This window comes from Archangium violaceum (assembly GCF_016859125.1).
GTDB classification, from domain to species: Bacteria; Myxococcota; Myxococcia; order Myxococcales; family Myxococcaceae; genus Archangium; species Archangium violaceum_A.
This window is the reverse complement of the sequence record NZ_CP069338.1, coordinates 5,771,535-5,789,222: the sequence shown is the minus strand read 5'-3', so window position 1 is coordinate 5,789,222 and position 17,688 is coordinate 5,771,535. Positions and strand designations below refer to the sequence as shown.

Below are 17,688 nucleotides of genomic sequence, written 5' to 3'. Positions count from 1 at the left end.
GGCGTCACCCGCTCAACCAGAACTGGCGCCCCTTGCTCCGCAGGACCCGCTCCAGGAAGTCCGAGAAGGAACTGGCGATCCGCGCGCGGGCGGCCGGGTCCGGCCAGGCCTTGGGATTGCCGACGATGAGCGGATAGCGGCCGTTGTCTTGCTGGGCGACGTCCACCAGCACGTAGTTGCCGCCCTGCAGGTCGCAGAGGGCGTACATCGATGCGGGGCCATGCGCGTCATCGTCGCTTCGCTTCCCGAAAATGGCCACCCGCGCCCGGACGATCCTCGACAGGGGGCGGATCGAGTACGGACAGTCCGTGGGCGTCTTGAACAACTTCGCGCCATTGCAATGCAGGTAGAAAGCCCGGAGGTCAGGGTCCAGCTTCCAGCCCATCCACTGCTCGAACGCGTCGATCTCCTCGGGCGTGGCGGGAGGAAGTGGGGAGTGGTCGCGGGAGACCTCTTCGAGCAGGAGGCTCATGGGCGTGGCCATCGTCAGTCGTCCGTGTAGGGCAGGTCCGGCCCCACTGTATTCCAGGGAGCCCGACCGTCGTAGCAGGCGGGGTAGTGCTCGCGTTCCGATGTCATCAGCACATCACCCCGCGACATCACGATGTGGGAATGACATCCTCGCCACGGCTCGGGCCTCGTGTTTTCGCGCATTTGCCGCACCAGGCGACCTGGAACGCTCCGTGCTCATCCCCTCCCGCATGAACCGCACCGCACTCCTCCTCTGCTTCCTCTCGCTCGGGGCCAACGCGCAGGACACCGCTGGCTCCAACACCCCGGCCGCTGACGCCAACGCCCCGGCCGCCCCCACTCCCGCCCCCGTGGACACGGCGCCACCGCCCACGGCCGCCACCGAAGCGCCTCCCTCGCGCGAGGAGGACCCCTGCCTCGCCGAGGAGGAAGACGAAGCGGACACCGAGGTGCTCGGCGCGCTGCGGCTGATCATCAACGGGGAGAACCGCGCGCTGGCGAACGTGAAGCTCGAGGGACTCGCTCGCCTTCCCGAGCCAATGGTGCGCGAGCTGGCCCGTGTTCCCGACCAAGGCCCGATCTCCGCGGAGCAGGCCGCGCTCATCCTCCAGCGGCTGGCGCGCACGGGGCTGTTCGCGAAGGTGACGCCCGCGGTGCGGCTCTCGGAGGGCTCGACGCCAGTGCTGGTGGTGACGCTGGAGGAGCAGCCCTACGTCGCGAGCGTGGACATCGAAGGACTGCGCTCGGACGAGCTGCGGGACGTACAGGAGGAGCTGTTCCGGCTGCCGCCCTACTCCTTCGACGAAGGCGAAGACGACGATGAAGACACCACGGTGAGCGTGCGCATCGAGACGCGTGAGGCCCGGGTGCACATCGCAACGAACCGGGAGTGCCCGGCGCCGTACCCGCCGAGGCAGTTGCTGGCCTCGTACAAGCAGGGCCAGTTCCACCCGGGCTTCGTGTGGCGGGGCCTGCCCGGAGCGCTGGAGCGCGCGTTGGACGAGATACGGGACGAGGGCTACCAGCTCGCGAACCTCGAGGCCACGCTGACGCCGGACGGGCGGTTGGTGGTGCGGGTGGACGAGGGGAAGGTGGAGGCAGTGGAGGTGCAGGGCGTGGACGAGGACATAGCGGCGCGGGTGCGCGAGGTGCTGGGCATCAAGCCCGGCGACGTGCTGCTGCGCAGCGACCTGCGCCGTGCGGAGGAGCGGCTGGAGACGGAGATGCCCTTCCTGTCGCTGCGCGACGTGGAGACGGGCTCCGAGCCAGCCACACGCTTCGTGGAGGAGCGCGACGAGGGCGGCGTGCGGCGCTACCGGCCAGAGGAGGAGAAGGAGCGGACGAGGCAGCGGAAGCTCAGGAACGAGGAGGTAGAGCTGTCCTGGGAGGAGCTGTCGGGGAGATGGAAGCACGGGACGGAGGACGCCATCACCACGCGAGGGCGCCGCGTGGTGGTGCACGTGAGCCCGAGGGATCCCTCCTTCGACGTGGACCTCATTCCCATGCACACGCAGGTGACGGGCTTCGCGCCTGGCCTGTCGGGCTCGATGAAGCTGTGGGACGTGCGCAACCGGGTGCACCTGGGGCTGGACGCGGCGCTGACCATTCCGCTGCGCTGGGGAGGCCAGCGGATTCCGGGTGACCCGGAGCGGACGGCCTTCCAGCGGCGGCTCAACTGGCTGGCGGGGGCGAAGCTCCAGGTGCCGGTGCTGCGGCTCGCGGAGGTGGGCGTTCAGTTCCACGACTTCACGGACACCTTCGACCGGTGGCGCATCGGGGCGATCGACTCGTACATCTACTCCGCCCTGCTCAACCGTCCGGACTCGGAGTACTTCCGTCGGCGCGGGTACACGGGCTTCGCCACCTGGCGCTTCGGACCGAAGTGGCTGCTGGGAGCGGAGTACCGCCGGGACACGTACGACTCGCTGGTGAGTTTCTCGCCGCCGTTCTCCCTCTTCCGGCGTGACTCGGCGCCCTTCCCCAACGCGCCGGTGGACGAGGGGCGGATGGCGTCGGTGGTGGGCCGCCTCGAGTACGCGAGCGACGCGGGCCGGGGGGAGAACGTGGGTTCGCTCTTCCGCAACCCCGAGCTGTCGCTGCTGCGCGACGACTGGGAGTGGCCGGAGCGCACGGCGGTGCGCAGCCTGCTGACGGTGGAGGTGGGAAGCCCCGAGCTGGGCGGTGACGAGGAGTTCCGCTTCTGGAAGGTGGTGAGCGACAGCGCGCTGTACGTGAATACCAGCCGCCATGGCGGCCTGCGGCTGCGCTTGCGCCTGGCGGGGGGCGAGGACCTGCCGTTGCAGAAGCAGGAGGCCCTGGGAGGGTGGAGCGCGCTGCGTGGCTATGCCTTCAAGGAGTTCCGGGGAGGTGCCTCGCTGCTCGCGAGCGCGGAGTACCGGTGGGGTTTCCTCGGGGCCTTCGCGGACGTGGGCTCGGTGCACCGGGGCGAGGCGGGCTGGATGGATCCACGGTTGGGCGTGGGCGCGCAGTTCTACTTCGGTGACTCGGTGCACCTGAGCGTGGCGTGGCGCACGGACGAGCGGGCGTCCCTCACCCCCGAGGCGCGGCTGCTCTTCGTCCGGCCCTTCTGAGACGTCATGAGGGGTCTCGACAAGGGCACGAGGAGGAGGCTCGGCGCGGCCCTGGTGGCCGCGATGGGCCTCTTCGCGCCCCGGGCCGGAGCGGAGGACGCACCCCGGGTGACGTGCTCGGCGACGCGGGTGGGAAAGCGCGTGGTGGTGCGGCCCGAGGCGTTCGCGCTGGTGGCACCCGAGCTGGAGCGGTTGATGCGGCTGGGGCTCGCGGGGAGGCTGGAGGTGGAGCTGACGCTGCTGCGCCACCGGCCGCTGTGGTTCTCCGCGCGAGTGGACGCGACGAAGCTGACGCAGGTGCTGGCGTACTCGGCGAAGGCGGGCGGCTGGCTGCTGGACGGAAGGCCGCTGGCATCGGGACTGGGGACGCTGGAGCTGGAGCGGGTGGCGTGGACGCTCGACGAGGAGCCGGAGGAGACAACGGCCCTCGAAGTGGAGGTCGGGGTGCGGCTACAAGTGGTGACGGCGGCGAGCCTGGGGAAGGTAGCGCAATGGCTCACGCAGGGGGAGACGACGGAGGCGAAGCGCTCGGCACTGACGCGGGGCCTGCTGCGCACGGTGGCGGAGGACCTCACGCGAGGAGCCGAGGGTCACTGCACCGTCCAGACCGCGAAGTGAGAGCGGGCGCCCGGCCAACTCCCTCTCCCCTCGGGAGAGGGTGGGGGTGAGGGTAGCCGAGCCCGTTCTTCAACCCGTGGCCCACGGTGTGGACAGGGGGTTCAACCCGGGTTCACCCGATACCCTCACCCCGTCCCTCTCCCGGAGGGAGAGGGGAAATGGCCTTGTGAACCAACCTGAAAGAGATCAACCCACCCGCTTCTTCGGGCTCGCATAGGGCGCGAGCAGGTCGGGCCGATCCACCAGACAGCGCAGCGCCCTGCCGGCGAAGCTCTCCAGCTTGTCGATGAAGGCGAAGTCGTGCTCGTCGCCCGCCTCGTGCGCCAGCTCATGCAGGACGATGCCCAGTGTCTGCGGCGCCAGCGGATCATCCAGCCGCACCTGCCCCCGCATGTTCACGCGCAGCACGCGGCGCTCGCGGTCGTACTCCGCGTCCACGTGGGCGCTCGGGTCGCGCACCTTGCGCTCGAAGAACTCCACGCGCACTTCCCGCCCGATGAGCTCTCGCGAGAGGCAGCGCACCATGCCCACGAAGCGCTCGGCGCGGGGCCCGGGGGTCACCAGGACGTCACGCGGTGGGCCCTCCATCCGCTCCACGTACGCGTCCGCGGACTCGACGATCGTCTCGAGCTGCTCCAGCGCCGTGAACGGCATCCCCCGCAGGTCCACCACCTTCGCCCCGAGCTGGCGCGCCCGGTCATCCGTCCGCGCATCCACCGACAGCACCGCGCGCGGCGGCAGCACCTTCGCCACGTAGGCCTCGAGCGCGTCCTCGCTGAGGGTGAAGTGCGAGAGGACCTCCGTCACCCATGCGCCCGACAGCTCCTGACGGTTCAGCTCGGGCGCCAGCGACTCGAGGAGGATGGCCGCCAGCGTGCGCTTGTAGGCATCTCTCGCGGCATCGCGCTCGGCCGCCAGCGGAATGCGCTGCTGCACGTCGACGTGCCACGGGAGGTGGTGCGGCTCCACCGGCAGGCCCAGCTCGAAGAGGTGCGGCGTCTCACCGGGGCGCGGATGGTAGAGGTCCACCCGGGTGGCGCGCTCGACGTACCGCTCCACTCCGCGGTGTAGCTCCACCGTCTCCAGCACGCAGTCCTCCAGCGACTCCTTGACCCGCGGAGTCCGCACCGTGCGGCCATTGATGATCAGCTCGACCCCGGGCGGTGGGATGGTGAGGCGCAGCAACCCGACGGCCTCCTCGCGCTCGCTGACACTCGTGCGACGGAAGAGCCGCAGGCACGTGCCCACCAGACGCGTGTTGGGCTTCACGTGCCGCCCGGTGTGATCGAAGACGAGCGTGCGCCCCACCGTCTCCACCTCGGCGTGGTCGCTCGCGGCGATCATCTCCTTCAGGCCACGGCCCTTGCGCCCTCGCCACGTGGGGGGCGTGTCCTTCTCCCCGAGGAAGACGGTGAAGGCGAACTCGTCACGCGCCAGTCCCGCGGGCGCATCGTCCTCGATGCGGACCTCGTCCTCGGCCAGACGCACCCTCACCCGACTCGCGTTCTGATCGAACGCGTTCTGCAGCGCTTCACGAACGAGCTGACCGAGCGGCCGGGCGCGATTGGAGCGCCTCCATCCCTCCTCCGACAACTCGAACCACTCCGCACGACCATTCCGGGCCTGGCTCATCCAGCCGTCAACGCCGCTGGACGCGAATCTCTTCCCGCGCGAGCTCTCTCGAATGCCCACCTTCCAAGAAGATGACGGGCCAACGTCCCTCCGGGCCCCGAGAAGGGCATGAGGTGACGCGGCGCTGGCCCATCAGCCCGTGGGAGTGCTAGGCCCATCCCCAGAAGTGGCGTCCCGGCTCTTCTTCGGGGGAATCCAATGCGATTTGCCGTTGCACGTTCCTTGGGTGTTCTTCTCGCGGCCTGCCTGTTCAACGCCTGCTCCTGCTCCAGCGGAGGCGGAGGCGGCAAGGACGGAGGAAGTGGAGGTGGAGGAAACTCCGATACCCCCACGCACTTCTTCCTTCCGACCGCGCCGGGTGACAACACCGCGGCGCCCTCACTCGCAGTGGATGGAGCGGGAGGGATACACGCGGTCTATCCCAATTACGCGGGAGGCGGCGCGTACTACGCCTACTGTGCGAACGGCTGCAAGCGCGCGTCGGACGTTTCGTTCGTGCGCTTCGAAACCGACGGAACGGCCAACAACGCGATGATCGCGCTCACCGCGCAGGGCAAGCCGCGCGTGCTGCTGTCCGCCTTCGACAAGGTCTACTACGGCACGTGTGACAGCGGCTGCACCAAGACGAGCGACTGGAAGGTGACGGCGGTCCTCGATCATGGTGGGAAGAAGGAAGTGAGCGGGCCGGCGTTCGCGCTCGATCCCCAGGGGCGCCCGCGCTTCCTGCTCCACACCTACCGCACGGCCTTCGGCCTCGGCATGGGAGATCCCGTGACCGAGTACGTCACCTGCGACGCGAACTGCCACGACCCGAGCGCGTGGAAGACGTACCGTGTCGCCGAGCAGCTCTGGCACCGCTCCGAGCTCCTCTTCGACGCCGAGGGCCACCCGCGCGTCGCCACCATCGCGCGCCTCGACGACGACGCCGAGGGGTGGATCGACACCGGCGCCTATGTCGAATGCCTCGGCGACTGCACCCAGGAAGCCGCGTGGCAAGGCTTCCCGCTCGCGCCGGCCTACTATGATGGGAACGAGGCCATCGCCATCCAGCCGACGATCGCGCTCGACCTCACCCCGAGCGGAAAGCCTCGCATCCTGCTGCTCGCCAGGAGCACGGAGTCGCAGAAGCAGGTCCTCTACCTGGCCTGCGACGAGTCGTGCATCGGAGCCGACGAGAAGTGGAGCCGGCTCGCCCTGAGCACCAACCCGGAGCTCTCCGACGGGGTGGATCTCGCGCTCGACGCGCAGGGGCACCCCCGCGTCGTCTACTCGCTCGACTACAACATCGCGCTCGCGAGCTGCGACGCGGCGCAATGCGAGAAGCCCGAGGCGAAGTGGACGCTCCAGGTGGTCGAAGCCGCGAACGCCATGAAGCCGGACGAGGTCTTCCTCTACCCCAACTGCGACGTCGGGGCGTGGTTCCTCCACACGCCCTCGATCGTGCTCACCCAGGATGGCGGAGCGCGGGTCGGCTACCAGTCGAGGGACGTGAGCGGCGGTTGGATCAAGAAGGATCCGAATGGACCGGACTGCGTCGCCGGAACCGACATGACGTGGAGCCGGCTCGCGGTCCTCGAGCCCTGACACGCCGCGGTCAGGGGCTCGGCTCACCTGGGGCGCGCCTGGCGTGGCGCGCCCCAGCGAGGCTGCTCAGCGAATCTCGAGCTTGCAGGTCGCGCTGCAGCCGTCGTTGCTGGTGTTGTTCCCGTCGTCGCACTCCTCGCCGTGGTCCGGGTGGTAGACCTTGTCGCCGCAGCGGGGAGCGAACACACAGCCCGGAGCGCACTGGCCGCCATAGCCTCCGGCGTTCACGCCATCATCGCACTGCTCGCCCTCGTCCACGTTGCCGTTGCCGCAGACGGACACGCACTCGCTGCGGCGCGTGACGAAGTTGTTGAGCGTGAGCTGGTACGAGGACGCCAGGGTGTGGCGCTCGGCCTGGAACACGACGACCTCGTAGATCTTCCCCTTCGTCAGGCCGAGCTCGGCGGCCCTCTCGGAGAGGGTGATGGTCCCCGTCTCCGCCGAATGCACGCCCCCGAGATCGAGCGCCAGGCGACCGTTGATGAACACCCAGACGTCGTCATCTCCGAGGAAGGTGAGCACCTCGGTGCCCTTGTACTCGAACCAGTAGCGGGCCTCGCTCGTGAAGCTGAAGTTGTGGGGGGCTCCGCTGCTGTCCTTGCCCGGCTGCTCCTTGCCCTCGGCCACCCAGCCCGCGTTGTCGAGCTCGAAGAAGGTCTGGTCCCTGAAGAGGTAGGAACCATTGTCCTGACGGTCGAGCGTCAGCGTGCCCACCACCGTCTTGTTGACGCCCGGCGTATCCCGGTACCACTGATCGAACGCGGCCCTGCCGTGGGTGGTGTTGGAGCTGACGCCCTCCTTCGCGTAGACGGGCTTGCCATCCGAGCCCAGGGTTGCCGCGACGATGCCCTTCTCCGAGCCGTTGGCGTTCTCGAAGTCGACGTGCCCCGACTGGTTGAAGCCGATGAAGTCGCGGTAGACGATGGGGATCTCCACGGTCGGCGGCGGAGCGCTCTCGATGAGCTTGCAGGTGAAGCCCGCCTCGAGCTGACACGTCGGCGAGCAGCCGTCATTGGCACGGGTGTTCCCGTCGTCGCACTGCTCGGTGGTGTCACCGGGGAGCATCACGCCATCCCCGCACACGGACTGGCAGGTGCCGTTGGAGCACCGGGGCTCCCGCTGGCACAGGGGCGAGCACCCATCACCCATGTCGTGGTTGCCGTCATCGCACTGCTCGGTCCCCTCGACGACCTTGTCACCACAGACGATGGGCGTGCAGGGCTGACCGGGCTGCTCGCACTTGTACCCGGACTCGAGGCGGCACGTGGCACCGCAGCCGTCTCCCTCCTGCGCGTTGCCGTCATCGCAGTCCTCGTCACCCGCGATGAACGAGTCACCACACGCGGCGGCCCAGCAGCGACCGCCGGTCGGCAGGCAGGCCCAGCCGGGCTCCGTGACGCATACGGCGGAGCAACCATCGCCGTCGGTCTTGTTCCGGTCGTCGCAGGTCTCGCCCACGCTCACGAGACCGTTGCCGCAATCGAGCCCCTGCGTGCAGGCCTGGCCGGGCTCCACGCACGCCCAACCCGGCTCGACCTCGTTGCAGAGCGCCGTACAACCATCGCCGCTCGTCGCGTTGCCGTCGTCACAGGCCTCCGTGTCCTGCTTCACGCCGTCGCCGCACTGGGTGTCATTTCCTCCTGGTGGGTTCTTGTCACCACCTCCGCAGGACATGAGCGAGACGAAAAGCGAGGCGAGCACGAGGCCCGCGAGCCGCGATCTGAAAGGAGGAATTGACATGAGGGCGAATGCTGGAAGTCCCAGGCCCGGAGTGTCAATCGGTCCGACCGCGGCTACACGTGGTTACATGGAGAGGAACCAGCCCGGTTGCTGGTCCGTGCCACACCGCCGCCTGTTGGCTCACCGCGAGGCGAGGGCCGCCACCAGACGGGCCGCCTGTTCGCGGACCTGACGCTCGATGCAAATCAGAGCCAGCTCGGATCCGCGCGGCCCAATCCCTTCAGGGCCCTCTCCGCCGCCTTCACGCCGAACCAATTGGCCTCCTCGAAGAGGGCCATGCCGCCCAGGTCCGAGTGCGCGAAGTGCAGCGCGTCACCCAGGCTCTCCTGGGCCGCGAAGCGCGCCGGGCCCCACATGAAGCCCGGAGAGGGACGCACCATGGCGTGCCCCCAGCGCATCACCTCCAGGCGCCGGGCCTGTCCGGCGATACCCGGGTGCGCGGCCAACAGGTCCGCCATCACCAGGCCCTCCCATTCGGCGTAGCCGGCGGAGAGCACCTTCTGGCGCTCGGCCTTCACATCCAGCCCGGCCATGGGCAGGTACCAGGTCAGCACCGTGGGTCCGCGCTCGACCATGCGCAACCGCTGGTGCGTGGCCACCACGTAGCCCAGGCTTCGGCTCTCGTAGAAGACGTTGTCCCAGGCCAGCGGGAAACCGAAGGACACCGGCAGCTCCGAGAGCGTCAGGTTCGCCACCACCCACGGCCCGTACTGGAAGGCCCCCAGCCACTCGGGGCGCTTCTCGCGCCACGGTGCCACCACGTGCCCCGCCACGAAGCGAGGGCAGGCCAGCACCACCTGCCGTGCCCGGTACGCCCGAGGCTTCCCCGTCCCCGCCTCCACCGCGTCCACCCGGCAGCCGCCTTCCACGGGCTCCACCGTGTGCACCAGCACGTCCCGCTCCACCTGCCCCGGCGCCAGCGAGGACACCAGTTGATGCACCAGCCGGCCGTTGCCCTCGGGCCAGCTCAGGAAGCCCTCGCTGCGCTCCCCCTTCCCGTCCTGCCGCGCGGCGAAGTACCAGATGCCCGCCCACGCCGAGACGCCCTCGGCCGTGGTGCCGTAGTCATCCCGGCACGCGTAGTCCACCAGCCAGCGCAGCCGCGGCGAGCGAAAGCCCTCCGCCTCCATCCACCGCGCCATCGTCACCCGGTCGAGCGCCGTCCACTCGGCGTCATCACTCGAGAGCGCCGTGGGCACCGCGAAGGCCTTGCGCCCCTTCGCGTCACGCGCCGCCCCGAAGGCGTTCATCCTCGCCTCGAAGCGCTCCAGCTCCGCGAGGTCCGCCGGGCTCGCTCCGGCACGCAGGTACAGGCCCTCGTACCACTCGCCCTTGTAGAAGAGGCGCTCCTCGGGCTCGCGGATGAGCAGCTCCTCCTCGAAGGTCGGGGCGCCGTGCGCGTCCACGCCCGTCACCGCGCCCAGCTCACGCAGCAGCCGCATCACCGGCCCGGAGTCCACCAGCGGAGCCGGCAGGTAGTGCGCGCCCCACGGGTATGCGGACACCGCGTTGCGCCCCGAGCGCGACGTGCCTCCCGCCTCCGACTCCAGCTCCAGCACCCGCACGTCCTTCACGCCCGCGGCCGCCAGCCGCCATGCCGCGCTCAGGCCCGCCACGCCAGCGCCCACCACCAGCACGTCCACCGTCTGGGCTTCCGCCGCGCGCGGCAGCGGACCCCCGCGCAGCTTGTGGCCCACGTCCACCGCCCGGTCCACGATGGCGCCGGGCACCAGCTCGCGAGCGCCCGTCCTCCGGCACGCGCTGGCCGCCACCGCCGAGCCGAGGAACGCGGCGACGAGCTCCCGCCGCGTCAGTTCCACCGCTGCCACTCCTCCTCGTAGTAGTGGACGAGCACCTGGTTGTTCAGCCGGTTCACCTCCGCCGGCAGCGGCCCCATGTCCATGGGGAACTGGGTGAGGGAGGCGTGCGTCTCGTCCGAGAGGAAGCGCAGTCCCTGGGGCAGCGGACGGCGGGGCAGCACGCCCTCGTGGGCCACCAGCACGTAGCCCCACTCACCGAAGGAGGGCACCAACGCGTGGTACGGCTGCGTCCAGAAGCCCGCCGCCTTCAGCGTGGTGTCCACGCACCAGAAGGAGCGCCGGGCATAGAGGGGCGAGGTGCTCTGGATGACGGCCACTCCCTCCGGAGCCACCCGCCGCTTCAGCAGCTTGTAGAAGCCCGTGGTGTACAGCTTGCCCAGCGCGAAGTTGTTCGGATCCGGGAAGTCCACCACGATGACGTCCCAGGTGCCGCTCTCCTGGCGGAGGAACTCCATCGCGTCCGTGTTGATGACGCGCATGCGCGGGTCCGCCAGCGCATGCGCGTTGAGCGTGGCCAGCTCGCCGTAGCGCGTGGCGAGCTCCGTCATCGAGGGATCCAGGTCCACCAGCGTGAGCGTCTTCACCTCGGGGTAGCGGAGGATTTCGCGCGCCGCGAGCCCATCCCCACCGCCGAGCACCAGCACCCGCTCCACCTTGCCCGCCCGCACCATGGCCGGGTGCACCAGCGCCTCGTGGTAGCGGTACTCGTCCACGCTGGAGAACTGCAGGTTGCCATTGAGGTACAGCGAGAAGCCCCGCTTGCCCCGCGTCACGACGATGCGCTGGTAGGGCGAGCTCGTCGCGTGCACCACCTCGTCCGAGTAGAGGTGTTCCTCGGAGAAGTTGGTCAACCTGTCGCCGAGCACCAGGCCCACCACCAACAGGAGGCTGAGCACCACGGCCTTCACCCGCAGCCGCGTGGGGTGGGCCAGCACCGGCGCCAGCAGCCACGTGCTCCACAGGCCCACGAGCGCGTTGAGCAACCCGAAGAGCAGCGAGGTGCGCACCAGCCCCAGCTTCGGCACGAAGAGCAGAGGGAAGGTGATGCTCGCCGCGAGCGCGCCCAGGTAGTCGAACGTCAGCACCTGGCTGACCAGGTCCTTGAACTTGAGCTGGTCCTTGAGGATGCGCAGCAGCAGGGGAATCTCCAGCCCCACCAGCGTGCCGATGACCAGCACGCACCCGTACAGCACCACCCGGAACATGTCCGTGAGGGCGAAGGTGAGGAAGAGCAGCGGCGCGCACGCCCCGCCCACCAGCGCCACGCCCAGCTCTATCTCCACGAAGCGCTGGGGCACGCCGCGCTCGATGAAGCGCGACAGCCAGCTGCCAATCCCCATGGCGAACAGGTAGCAGCCGATCACCGTGGAGAACTGGGTGATGGAGTCGCCGAGGAGGTAGCTGGCGAGCGCGCCGACGATGAGCTCGTAGATGAGCCCACACGTGGCGATGACGAGGACGGTGACGAAGAGGAGCGTCTTGTTCAAAGCGGGTACTGCCCGAGGCGGGGCGTCAGCCCGAAATGGCCGCGGCCACGATGATGGCCAGGCCGATGATGAAGGAACCCATGACGATGCCGAGCGCCGTGTTCTGGTCGACCTCGATTTCCTTGTGCACGTCGAAGGGCATGATGAGGCGGAACACGAAGAGGCCCGCCACGAACACCGCCAGGCCCACCAGCGAGTACACGACGCTCGCCAGCAGGTTGCCCACGTTCACCACCACTGCCAGCACACCCAAAAGCATCACTTCCCTCCCATGAAACCGCCGGTCCTGGTGCGAACTCCGCTGCCAAGCACGCCCGCTCGGCCCCGCTCCGAGCGGGTGAAGGGCTCGCAGCCCGAGAACGCCATCAGGGCGTAGAGGATGACGATGACTCCACCGATGTACTTCATGGACACCCTCCCTCAATCATCCGAGTCCGAGCCCAGGTTGCTCTCCGCCCAGCGCGCCGACTCGAAGCTGGAGGAGCGGAAGAACGCCACCAGGGGCCCGATGAGCAGCAGCACCAACGCGCAGAAGAACCAGAGGAAACGCGGGGAATCGCTCACGAGCGTCACCCTGTAGTCGCGCCCGTGGGACAGGCCGTCGAAGTACGCCGTGGTGCGCAGCACGTAGCGCCCCGGCGGCACCACGGACAGGTACTCCACCTCCTGCTGGCCACCCTCGCTCCACGACTCACCCGAGTCGTTGCCGTAGTAGTAGCTCACCTCTTCGTAGAAGCTGACCACCTCGCCGGTCGCCTCGTTCACCAGGTCGCCCTGCACACCCAGCCAGTTGTTGCTGACGGACGCGAGCAGCTCGGCGCGCACGTTGCCGCGCTTGTGGATTTCGAAGGGCTCGCTGAACTGAATGGCCTCGGGAGTGCCGGAGCGCACGTTCGGCGGCAGGCGCACCTCGTGCACCAGCACCGTCTCCTTGGCGGCCATCATGTTCACCACGAGGAACACGGCGAGCAGCGCCGCGCCCCAGATACCCGTCCACTTCCAGATGGGCGAGCTCGCGTGCGGGTCGGGCTGGCTGGGCGCGATGCCATGGGGCGTGGGCAGGGGCTCCTTGAGCTGGAACGCCTCCCGCACCACCTCGGGCGAGAGGTACTCGCCGCGCGTGTACGACACCTCGTTCTCGGTGCGGTCCACGTTCACCGAGTACGGCGGCGCCACGTACTCCTCCGCCTCCGCGGTCTCGCCGGCTTCCACCTCCCAGTAGAACTCGCCCAGCACCGTCTCGGTTTCGGCCGTCACGCTCTGGAAGGCGCGGTAGCGCTTTCCCTCCAGGTGCGCGGCGATGCCCTCGGCCACCGCCACGTCGCCCGCGTCCAACGGCTCGAGGAACACCCAGTGCCCGTTGGAGTTCATCAACCAGGTGAAGCCGTGCGACCGGTTGAAGAGGAGGTACTCCTCCCATGGGTAGCGGACGCCCTCCACGTGGCACGAGCGCACCAGGAAGCCGATGCACACCCACTCGGCGTCCTTCAGCTTGCCCCGGGCTCCCAGGGGAATGAGCGGCGCGTGGTCCGGCTTCTCCAGCAGCTGGAGGAAGGCCAGCTTGCCCTGACTGGCGTCCAGCAGCGCGCCGCAGTAGGGGCACGCCACGCGCTTCGTCCGGTCCGGCGCGCGCAGCTCCAGCGAGCCGTTGCAGTTGGAGCAGCGCGCCTGCTGCAGCGACACCCTCTTCACCTTCGGCCGGAACTGGTCCGGAGGAATGCCCAGCTCCTCCAGCTTCAGCTTCTTGCCGACGTACACCTCGGGGTCGCTCGTCCCCGTGCCGAAATCGAGCGTGGCGAAGACACCGCGCGGGCCCGTGGCATCCACGTAGTAGCTGTCCGCGCTCGGGTCCACGTCACTGGGCAACTGGCCCTCGGCGGCCACCACCCGGCCGTGCCCGCGCTCCTCCACCACCAGCCGGTGGTCTCGCAGGCTGAAGCGGAAGCCGGGCGGGAAGTCATCGTACGACAGGCCCGGCTCGGTGCCCGAGGCCATCAGGAGGTGGAAGGCGCCCTCGGACTCGGAGAGCCAGCCGGTGCGCCCGTCGTCGAACTCGACGTACCACTCGTCCCAGGGCCCCGCGCCGTGGTCCTTCTGGAGGTGGCCCACCAGCCGGTAGCCGCTCCGGCCAATGCGGCCCTCCACGTTGAGCTGCAGGGGCGAGTCGGTATCGACGATGGCGCCAATCTTCCCGTGCGCCTCGAGCCTGATGCCCTTCTTGGCCACCACCGTCTGGCAGTGGCCGCACACCACCACCAACGCCGTGCCCGCGGTGAATTCGATCGGCGCCCCACACGAGGGGCAATTACCCTGCGTCACGCCCCCACCCCCCGAGGCAACTCACGGACACGGCAGGAGGCCGCGCCCAGGTGCCGCGCCAGCAGCGCCTCGAAGTCCGGGCGCGAGCGAGGGCGGCAGCAATAGACATTGAGCGCGGCGAAACCGTGCTCCGGAAAGGTGTGGACGGCCAGGTGACTCTCCGCCAGCAGCGTGAGGCCGGTGATACCGCCCGGCTCCGGGAAGACGTGCCACTGCGGCTGACCCACCACCTTCAACTCCAACAGCACGATGAGCTCCTCGAACAGGGCCGCGAGCACACTCGCGTCCTTCAAGCGCTCCGCAGAGCACCCGCTCGCATCCACCAGCCATTCCTGTCCGGTCGTCAGCGTCCTTCCTCCGCGTGGAACGTCCACCTTCTACCACGGACGCCTCCCTTCTGTGGCCTGGAGAACGAACGGGCCCGGCCCTGATACGCTCCGGGTCCGTATGCCGCAGAAGGAACGCGTTCCACCCTCCCCCGCTCCCCCTCCGTCCGACGGGGAGCGCCCCGCCCCCAACACCCTCCGGACCCCCGCCACGGGCGCGGTGGCGCGGATGCTGCGCTCGTTGCGCGGACTGCCCGAGGCCCGGAGCGATTCGGGCCCCGGGAGCACGGGCCTGGCCGGGTGGTTCAAGGCCGAGACGGCACCGCCCACGGACATCACCGCCCGCTTCCGCGAGGTGCACCAGCGGGTGCGCGAGGACGAACCGGTATTGCCGGACGAGGCGAAGCGCCACCTGTACCTGCTGGTGAAGGGGATGCTGGGAGACGAGGTGCCCGGCTACCTGGAGGACAACCAGCGGCGCCTGGAGAAGCGGGGGCTGGAGACGCGCGAGGTGGCGGTGGACACCGAGGGGCGGCTCCTGGACAACGTGGAGGTGGTGCGCGACGCGCTGCTGGACGCCATCCACTTCCGCCGCACGGTGGTGCTGGTGGGCCACAGCAAGGGAGGCGTGGAGGCCATGAGCACGCTGGCGCTCCACCCGGAGCTGCGCCGTCACGTACGCGCGGTGGTGGCGCTGCAGGCACCGTTCGGCGGCTCGGTCATCGCCAATGACCTGGTGACGACACCCGCGCTGAGGCGGCTGCTGGATGTGACCTTCCCCTCGTTGTTCCAGGGGGACGCGGCCTCGGTGGAGGATCTGTCGTACGCGAGGCGGATGGCGTTCGTGCGCCAGCACCCCTACCCCGCGGACATCCCGACGGTGGCGCTGGCGACGTCACGGCTGTCACGGCGCTCGCTGATGCGGCCGTTGTGCGCCTACGTGCACGAGCGCTACGGCTGGGCGTGCGACGGGATGGTGAACGCGGTGGACGCGGAGGTCCCGGGCTCGCGCGTGGTGCGGTTGAACGACATGGACCATGCCGAGGCGGCGCTCACGGGAGTGCCCGGCTTCTCCAACTACTACCCGAGCGACATCACCGAGACGATGGTGGCCCTGGCGCTCGAGACTCCCGGAGGGCTACAGCAGCGGTGACGGCAGGGAGCGCTTCTCGTGAGGGAGCCGGATTTCATTCTCCAGCCGGAGCCCGTCCGTCCAGTTCCTGGCGTCCGCGTTCAACACCAACTGTCCCGCGATCCTTTGCAGGAGGATGTGCTCTCCATTGAAGAGCAGCACACCGTCCTGGCCGTGCTCCAGCAGGAGCATCGTCGCGCGCAGCATGACCCGGTGGCCTTCTTCGTATTCGCCGCTGTTGGAATCGAGCCGGAAGATGACGAGCACGTCCGGGCTGAAGTGGAATCCCTCTTCGATGCTCTCACGTCCGGCACGGGAGGCTTCCACGCAATCAATCCAGAGCGCAGGACCTCTCAATGACTTCTCATTGCCCCATGACAAAGCGAGCTGGGCCTCCAGCAGCCGCAAGAGTTCCTGGGGCTTCAAACCGGTCGACAACTCAAGACCATACTCCAGACTCATGACACTCTCCGCCTGAACACGGCTGGCAATGGAACAGTCCTTACGGGAAAAGCGGTATGACCTTGCCCCCTCTTACAACAATGACCTCCTTCAAACCAGGAATCGGCCAGTCCTTGAACTGCTGTTTCAGCGCATCGAGCGAGACCCCACTGTCATCGAGATTGAGAACAATCCTATCCGCCTGTCCAGGCTCGACTTTGAACTTCAAGATTCGGTCGGCGATATTGCGAGCGCGTGAGGAGCTTGGCGCATAACAATCATAATACTCTCCGTTGATCTTATAGTCGGGTGCCTTTCCGTTCGGCTTGGGCGGAGGGTTTTGCTCCACCTGGTAACCGTCATCCGCGAGGGTTCGTGCCGATTCGTTCTCTCTCTCAATCGCCTTGAGATTGACCGGGTCGTCATCATTGGGAGCAGGCCGAGTCGGGCGCCCTGTCAGAGACCCTTTGCCAGGTGAGTGCCCCCCCTGGGCCGTCATCGCGACCGCGCCCGGAGCCAGCGCGATGGTGAAAGCGCCCTCGGCGGAAACCGCTACCGATTGCACCTCACCCACCGCCGCCAGCCGGAAGCCCCCCTGCGCCTCCGCCAACACCGCGGCCCGCGAGTAGCCGGGCAGCCCCGGCCCCTTCGTCGCCAGCCCCGCCGTGTTTCCGATGGCCGCTGTCGCCAACAGCACGAAGGCCCGTGCCGCGTGCCTGCCCATCACCTTGCCGTACCGCTCCCCCGCCGCTCGCAGTTGCCCGAAGGTCGTGGCCTGGTTCACCTCCCCCACCAGCCGTATCCAGCCTCCAATCAACCCCCACACCGTGTCGATGCCCAGATACGCGATGAGCCCAGCCGTCAGCGTCGCGGCAAGTCCCTTCGACAATGGCTCGGGTAGCAACCACAACATCATGTACATCGCCATCGCGGACACGATGTTGGCCCGCACGGCCTCCGGGTCCGCCATCTCCGCCAGCGCCGCTTTCGTCTCGTCCCACACCGCGTCCACGGCGATGGCCATCGCCAGCGTGTACCGCCCATCCGCATCGAGCGAGGGCGTGTCCCTCAACAGCGAAAGGCAGTCCCGTGTGTGGCGCCCGCGCTCGCACCAGAGCTCATAACCGCGTGTCAACCCGTCCTGCTCCGGATGCAGTCGCGGGGCTTCCGGTGAACCGGGCACCAACCGCCGGCCCGTCCACTCCAGATGCACCTCCTCCTGCCAGGACTCGAACATCAACGCCCGGGCGAATCGCAGGGGCCTCGAGGCGGGCCGCACGTCCCGGACCAACACCTCCATCGCATCCCGGAGCTCGCCCTCGCGCAGCGGCACCGCCCCATGGCCGCCACGTGGAGAGTGGACGAGAGGCGTGCCCTGTCCCGTATCCAGACGCACGACCCGGGTGGCGGTGCCGCAGCCGACGAGCAGGAGCAACAGCACGGCCATCCATCCGGGTCGCATGGGGACTCCCTCGGAAGCTCCGGGCCCTCTCCCGTCCCCGGTGAGGGCCCGTGTCAGCACCAGCG

General features: G+C 68.7%; 15 protein-coding genes. 4 read left to right on the top strand and 11 right to left on the bottom strand.

Annotation, left to right across the window (positions count from 1 at the left end; translation table 11 throughout):
- Positions 1-4: 4 nt before the first annotated feature.
- Positions 5-484: an SMI1/KNR4 family protein gene (locus tag JQX13_RS24815; protein WP_203411393.1), complete on the bottom strand. Its 480-nt coding sequence runs from the start codon at positions 482-484 to the stop codon at positions 5-7.
- Between the two features lie 199 nt (positions 485-683).
- Between JQX13_RS24815 and JQX13_RS24810 the strand changes: the two genes are divergently transcribed.
- The gene (locus tag JQX13_RS24810; protein ID WP_239015121.1) at positions 684-3,062 is read left to right on the top strand and encodes a hypothetical protein; all 2,379 of its coding nucleotides are present in this window, start codon (positions 684-686) and stop codon (positions 3,060-3,062) included.
- Between the two features lie 6 nt (positions 3,063-3,068).
- The gene (locus tag JQX13_RS24805) at positions 3,069-3,680 is read left to right on the top strand and encodes a hypothetical protein (RefSeq protein WP_203411392.1); all 612 of its coding nucleotides are present in this window, start codon (positions 3,069-3,071) and stop codon (positions 3,678-3,680) included.
- 186 nt (positions 3,681-3,866) lie between these two features.
- On the opposite strand, the gene JQX13_RS24800 is transcribed toward JQX13_RS24805, so the two are convergent.
- A complete protein-coding gene (locus JQX13_RS24800; RefSeq protein ID WP_203411391.1) occupies positions 3,867-5,312 on the bottom strand; it encodes an ATP-binding protein in 1,446 nt (481 codons plus the stop codon).
- 222 nt (positions 5,313-5,534) lie between these two features.
- On the opposite strand from JQX13_RS24800, the gene JQX13_RS24795 reads away from it, so the two are divergent.
- On the top strand, positions 5,535-6,896 hold the full coding sequence (locus JQX13_RS24795) for a hypothetical protein (RefSeq protein ID WP_203411390.1): 1,362 nt from the start codon (positions 5,535-5,537) through the stop codon (positions 6,894-6,896).
- Positions 6,897-6,962: 66 nt separating this feature from the next.
- Here JQX13_RS24795 and JQX13_RS24790 read toward each other — a convergent pair whose 3' ends face one another.
- The 7 genes from JQX13_RS24790 to speD form a co-directional block, all read right to left on the bottom strand.
- Complete coding sequence (locus tag JQX13_RS24790) at positions 6,963-8,636, bottom strand: DUF4215 domain-containing protein (RefSeq protein WP_203411389.1); 1,674 nt, start codon at positions 8,634-8,636, stop codon at positions 6,963-6,965.
- Between the two features lie 185 nt (positions 8,637-8,821).
- A complete protein-coding gene (locus tag JQX13_RS24785) occupies positions 8,822-10,456 on the bottom strand; it encodes an NAD(P)/FAD-dependent oxidoreductase (RefSeq protein WP_203411388.1) in 1,635 nt (544 codons plus the stop codon).
- Positions 10,447-11,943 carry a polyamine aminopropyltransferase gene (locus tag JQX13_RS24780; RefSeq protein WP_203411387.1) on the bottom strand — a complete coding sequence of 499 codons (1,497 nt, stop codon included), beginning with the start codon at positions 11,941-11,943 and terminating at the stop codon, positions 10,447-10,449. Before JQX13_RS24780 ends, JQX13_RS24785 begins: the two co-directional genes overlap by 10 nt.
- 25 nt (positions 11,944-11,968) lie before the next feature.
- On the bottom strand, positions 11,969-12,196 hold the full coding sequence (locus JQX13_RS24775; protein ID WP_395825166.1) for a DUF350 domain-containing protein: 228 nt from the start codon (positions 12,194-12,196) through the stop codon (positions 11,969-11,971).
- Positions 12,197-12,201: 5 nt separating this feature from the next.
- Positions 12,202-12,351 (bottom strand): hypothetical protein, encoded by a 150-nt coding sequence (locus JQX13_RS24770; protein ID WP_203411385.1) that lies wholly within the window; start codon positions 12,349-12,351, stop codon positions 12,202-12,204.
- A 12-nt stretch (positions 12,352-12,363) separates the two neighbouring features.
- Positions 12,364-14,262: a DUF4178 domain-containing protein gene (locus JQX13_RS24765; RefSeq protein ID WP_203411384.1), complete on the bottom strand. Its 1,899-nt coding sequence runs from the start codon at positions 14,260-14,262 to the stop codon at positions 12,364-12,366.
- The gene (speD, locus tag JQX13_RS24760; protein WP_343211135.1) at positions 14,259-14,555 is read right to left on the bottom strand and encodes an S-adenosylmethionine decarboxylase; all 297 of its coding nucleotides are present in this window, start codon (positions 14,553-14,555) and stop codon (positions 14,259-14,261) included. Before speD ends, JQX13_RS24765 begins: the two co-directional genes overlap by 4 nt.
- A 154-nt stretch (positions 14,556-14,709) precedes the next feature.
- Between speD and JQX13_RS24755 the strand changes: the two genes are divergently transcribed.
- Positions 14,710-15,741, top strand: a complete 1,032-nt coding sequence (locus JQX13_RS24755) for an alpha/beta hydrolase (RefSeq protein ID WP_203411383.1) — start codon at positions 14,710-14,712, stop codon at positions 15,739-15,741.
- On the opposite strand, the gene JQX13_RS24750 is transcribed toward JQX13_RS24755, so the two are convergent.
- Together JQX13_RS24750 and sitA5 are read right to left on the bottom strand one after the other, a co-directional pair.
- Entirely contained in the window at positions 15,727-16,182 is a 456-nt protein-coding gene (locus tag JQX13_RS24750) for a SitI3 family protein (protein WP_203411382.1), read from the bottom strand. The genes JQX13_RS24755 and JQX13_RS24750 overlap by 15 nt on opposite strands.
- Before the next feature lie 40 nt (positions 16,183-16,222).
- Positions 16,223-17,623 (bottom strand): SitA5 family polymorphic toxin, encoded by a 1,401-nt coding sequence (gene sitA5 / locus JQX13_RS24745; protein ID WP_203411381.1) that lies wholly within the window; start codon positions 17,621-17,623, stop codon positions 16,223-16,225.
- Positions 17,624-17,688 lie beyond the last annotated feature (65 nt).

Excerpts from the sequence above, each read along its gene's own strand:
- JQX13_RS24750 (WP_203411382.1), bottom strand. The coding sequence starts at position 16,182 with ATGAGTCTGGAGTATGGTCTTGAGTTGTCGACCGGTTTGAAGCCCCAG.
- sitA5 (WP_203411381.1), bottom strand. The coding sequence starts at position 17,623 with ATGCGACCCGGATGGATGGCCGTGCTGTTGCTCCTGCTCGTCGGCTGC.
- JQX13_RS24790 (WP_203411389.1), bottom strand. The coding sequence starts at position 8,636 with ATGTCAATTCCTCCTTTCAGATCGCGGCTCGCGGGCCTCGTGCTCGCC.
- JQX13_RS24770 (WP_203411385.1), bottom strand. The coding sequence starts at position 12,351 with ATGAAGTACATCGGTGGAGTCATCGTCATCCTCTACGCCCTGATGGCG.
- JQX13_RS24815 (WP_203411393.1), bottom strand. The coding sequence starts at position 484 with ATGGCCACGCCCATGAGCCTCCTGCTCGAAGAGGTCTCCCGCGACCAC.
- JQX13_RS24805 (WP_203411392.1), top strand. The coding sequence starts at position 3,069 with ATGAGGGGTCTCGACAAGGGCACGAGGAGGAGGCTCGGCGCGGCCCTG.
- JQX13_RS24755 (WP_203411383.1), top strand. The coding sequence starts at position 14,710 with ATGCCGCAGAAGGAACGCGTTCCACCCTCCCCCGCTCCCCCTCCGTCC.
- JQX13_RS24800 (WP_203411391.1), bottom strand. The coding sequence starts at position 5,312 with ATGAGCCAGGCCCGGAATGGTCGTGCGGAGTGGTTCGAGTTGTCGGAG.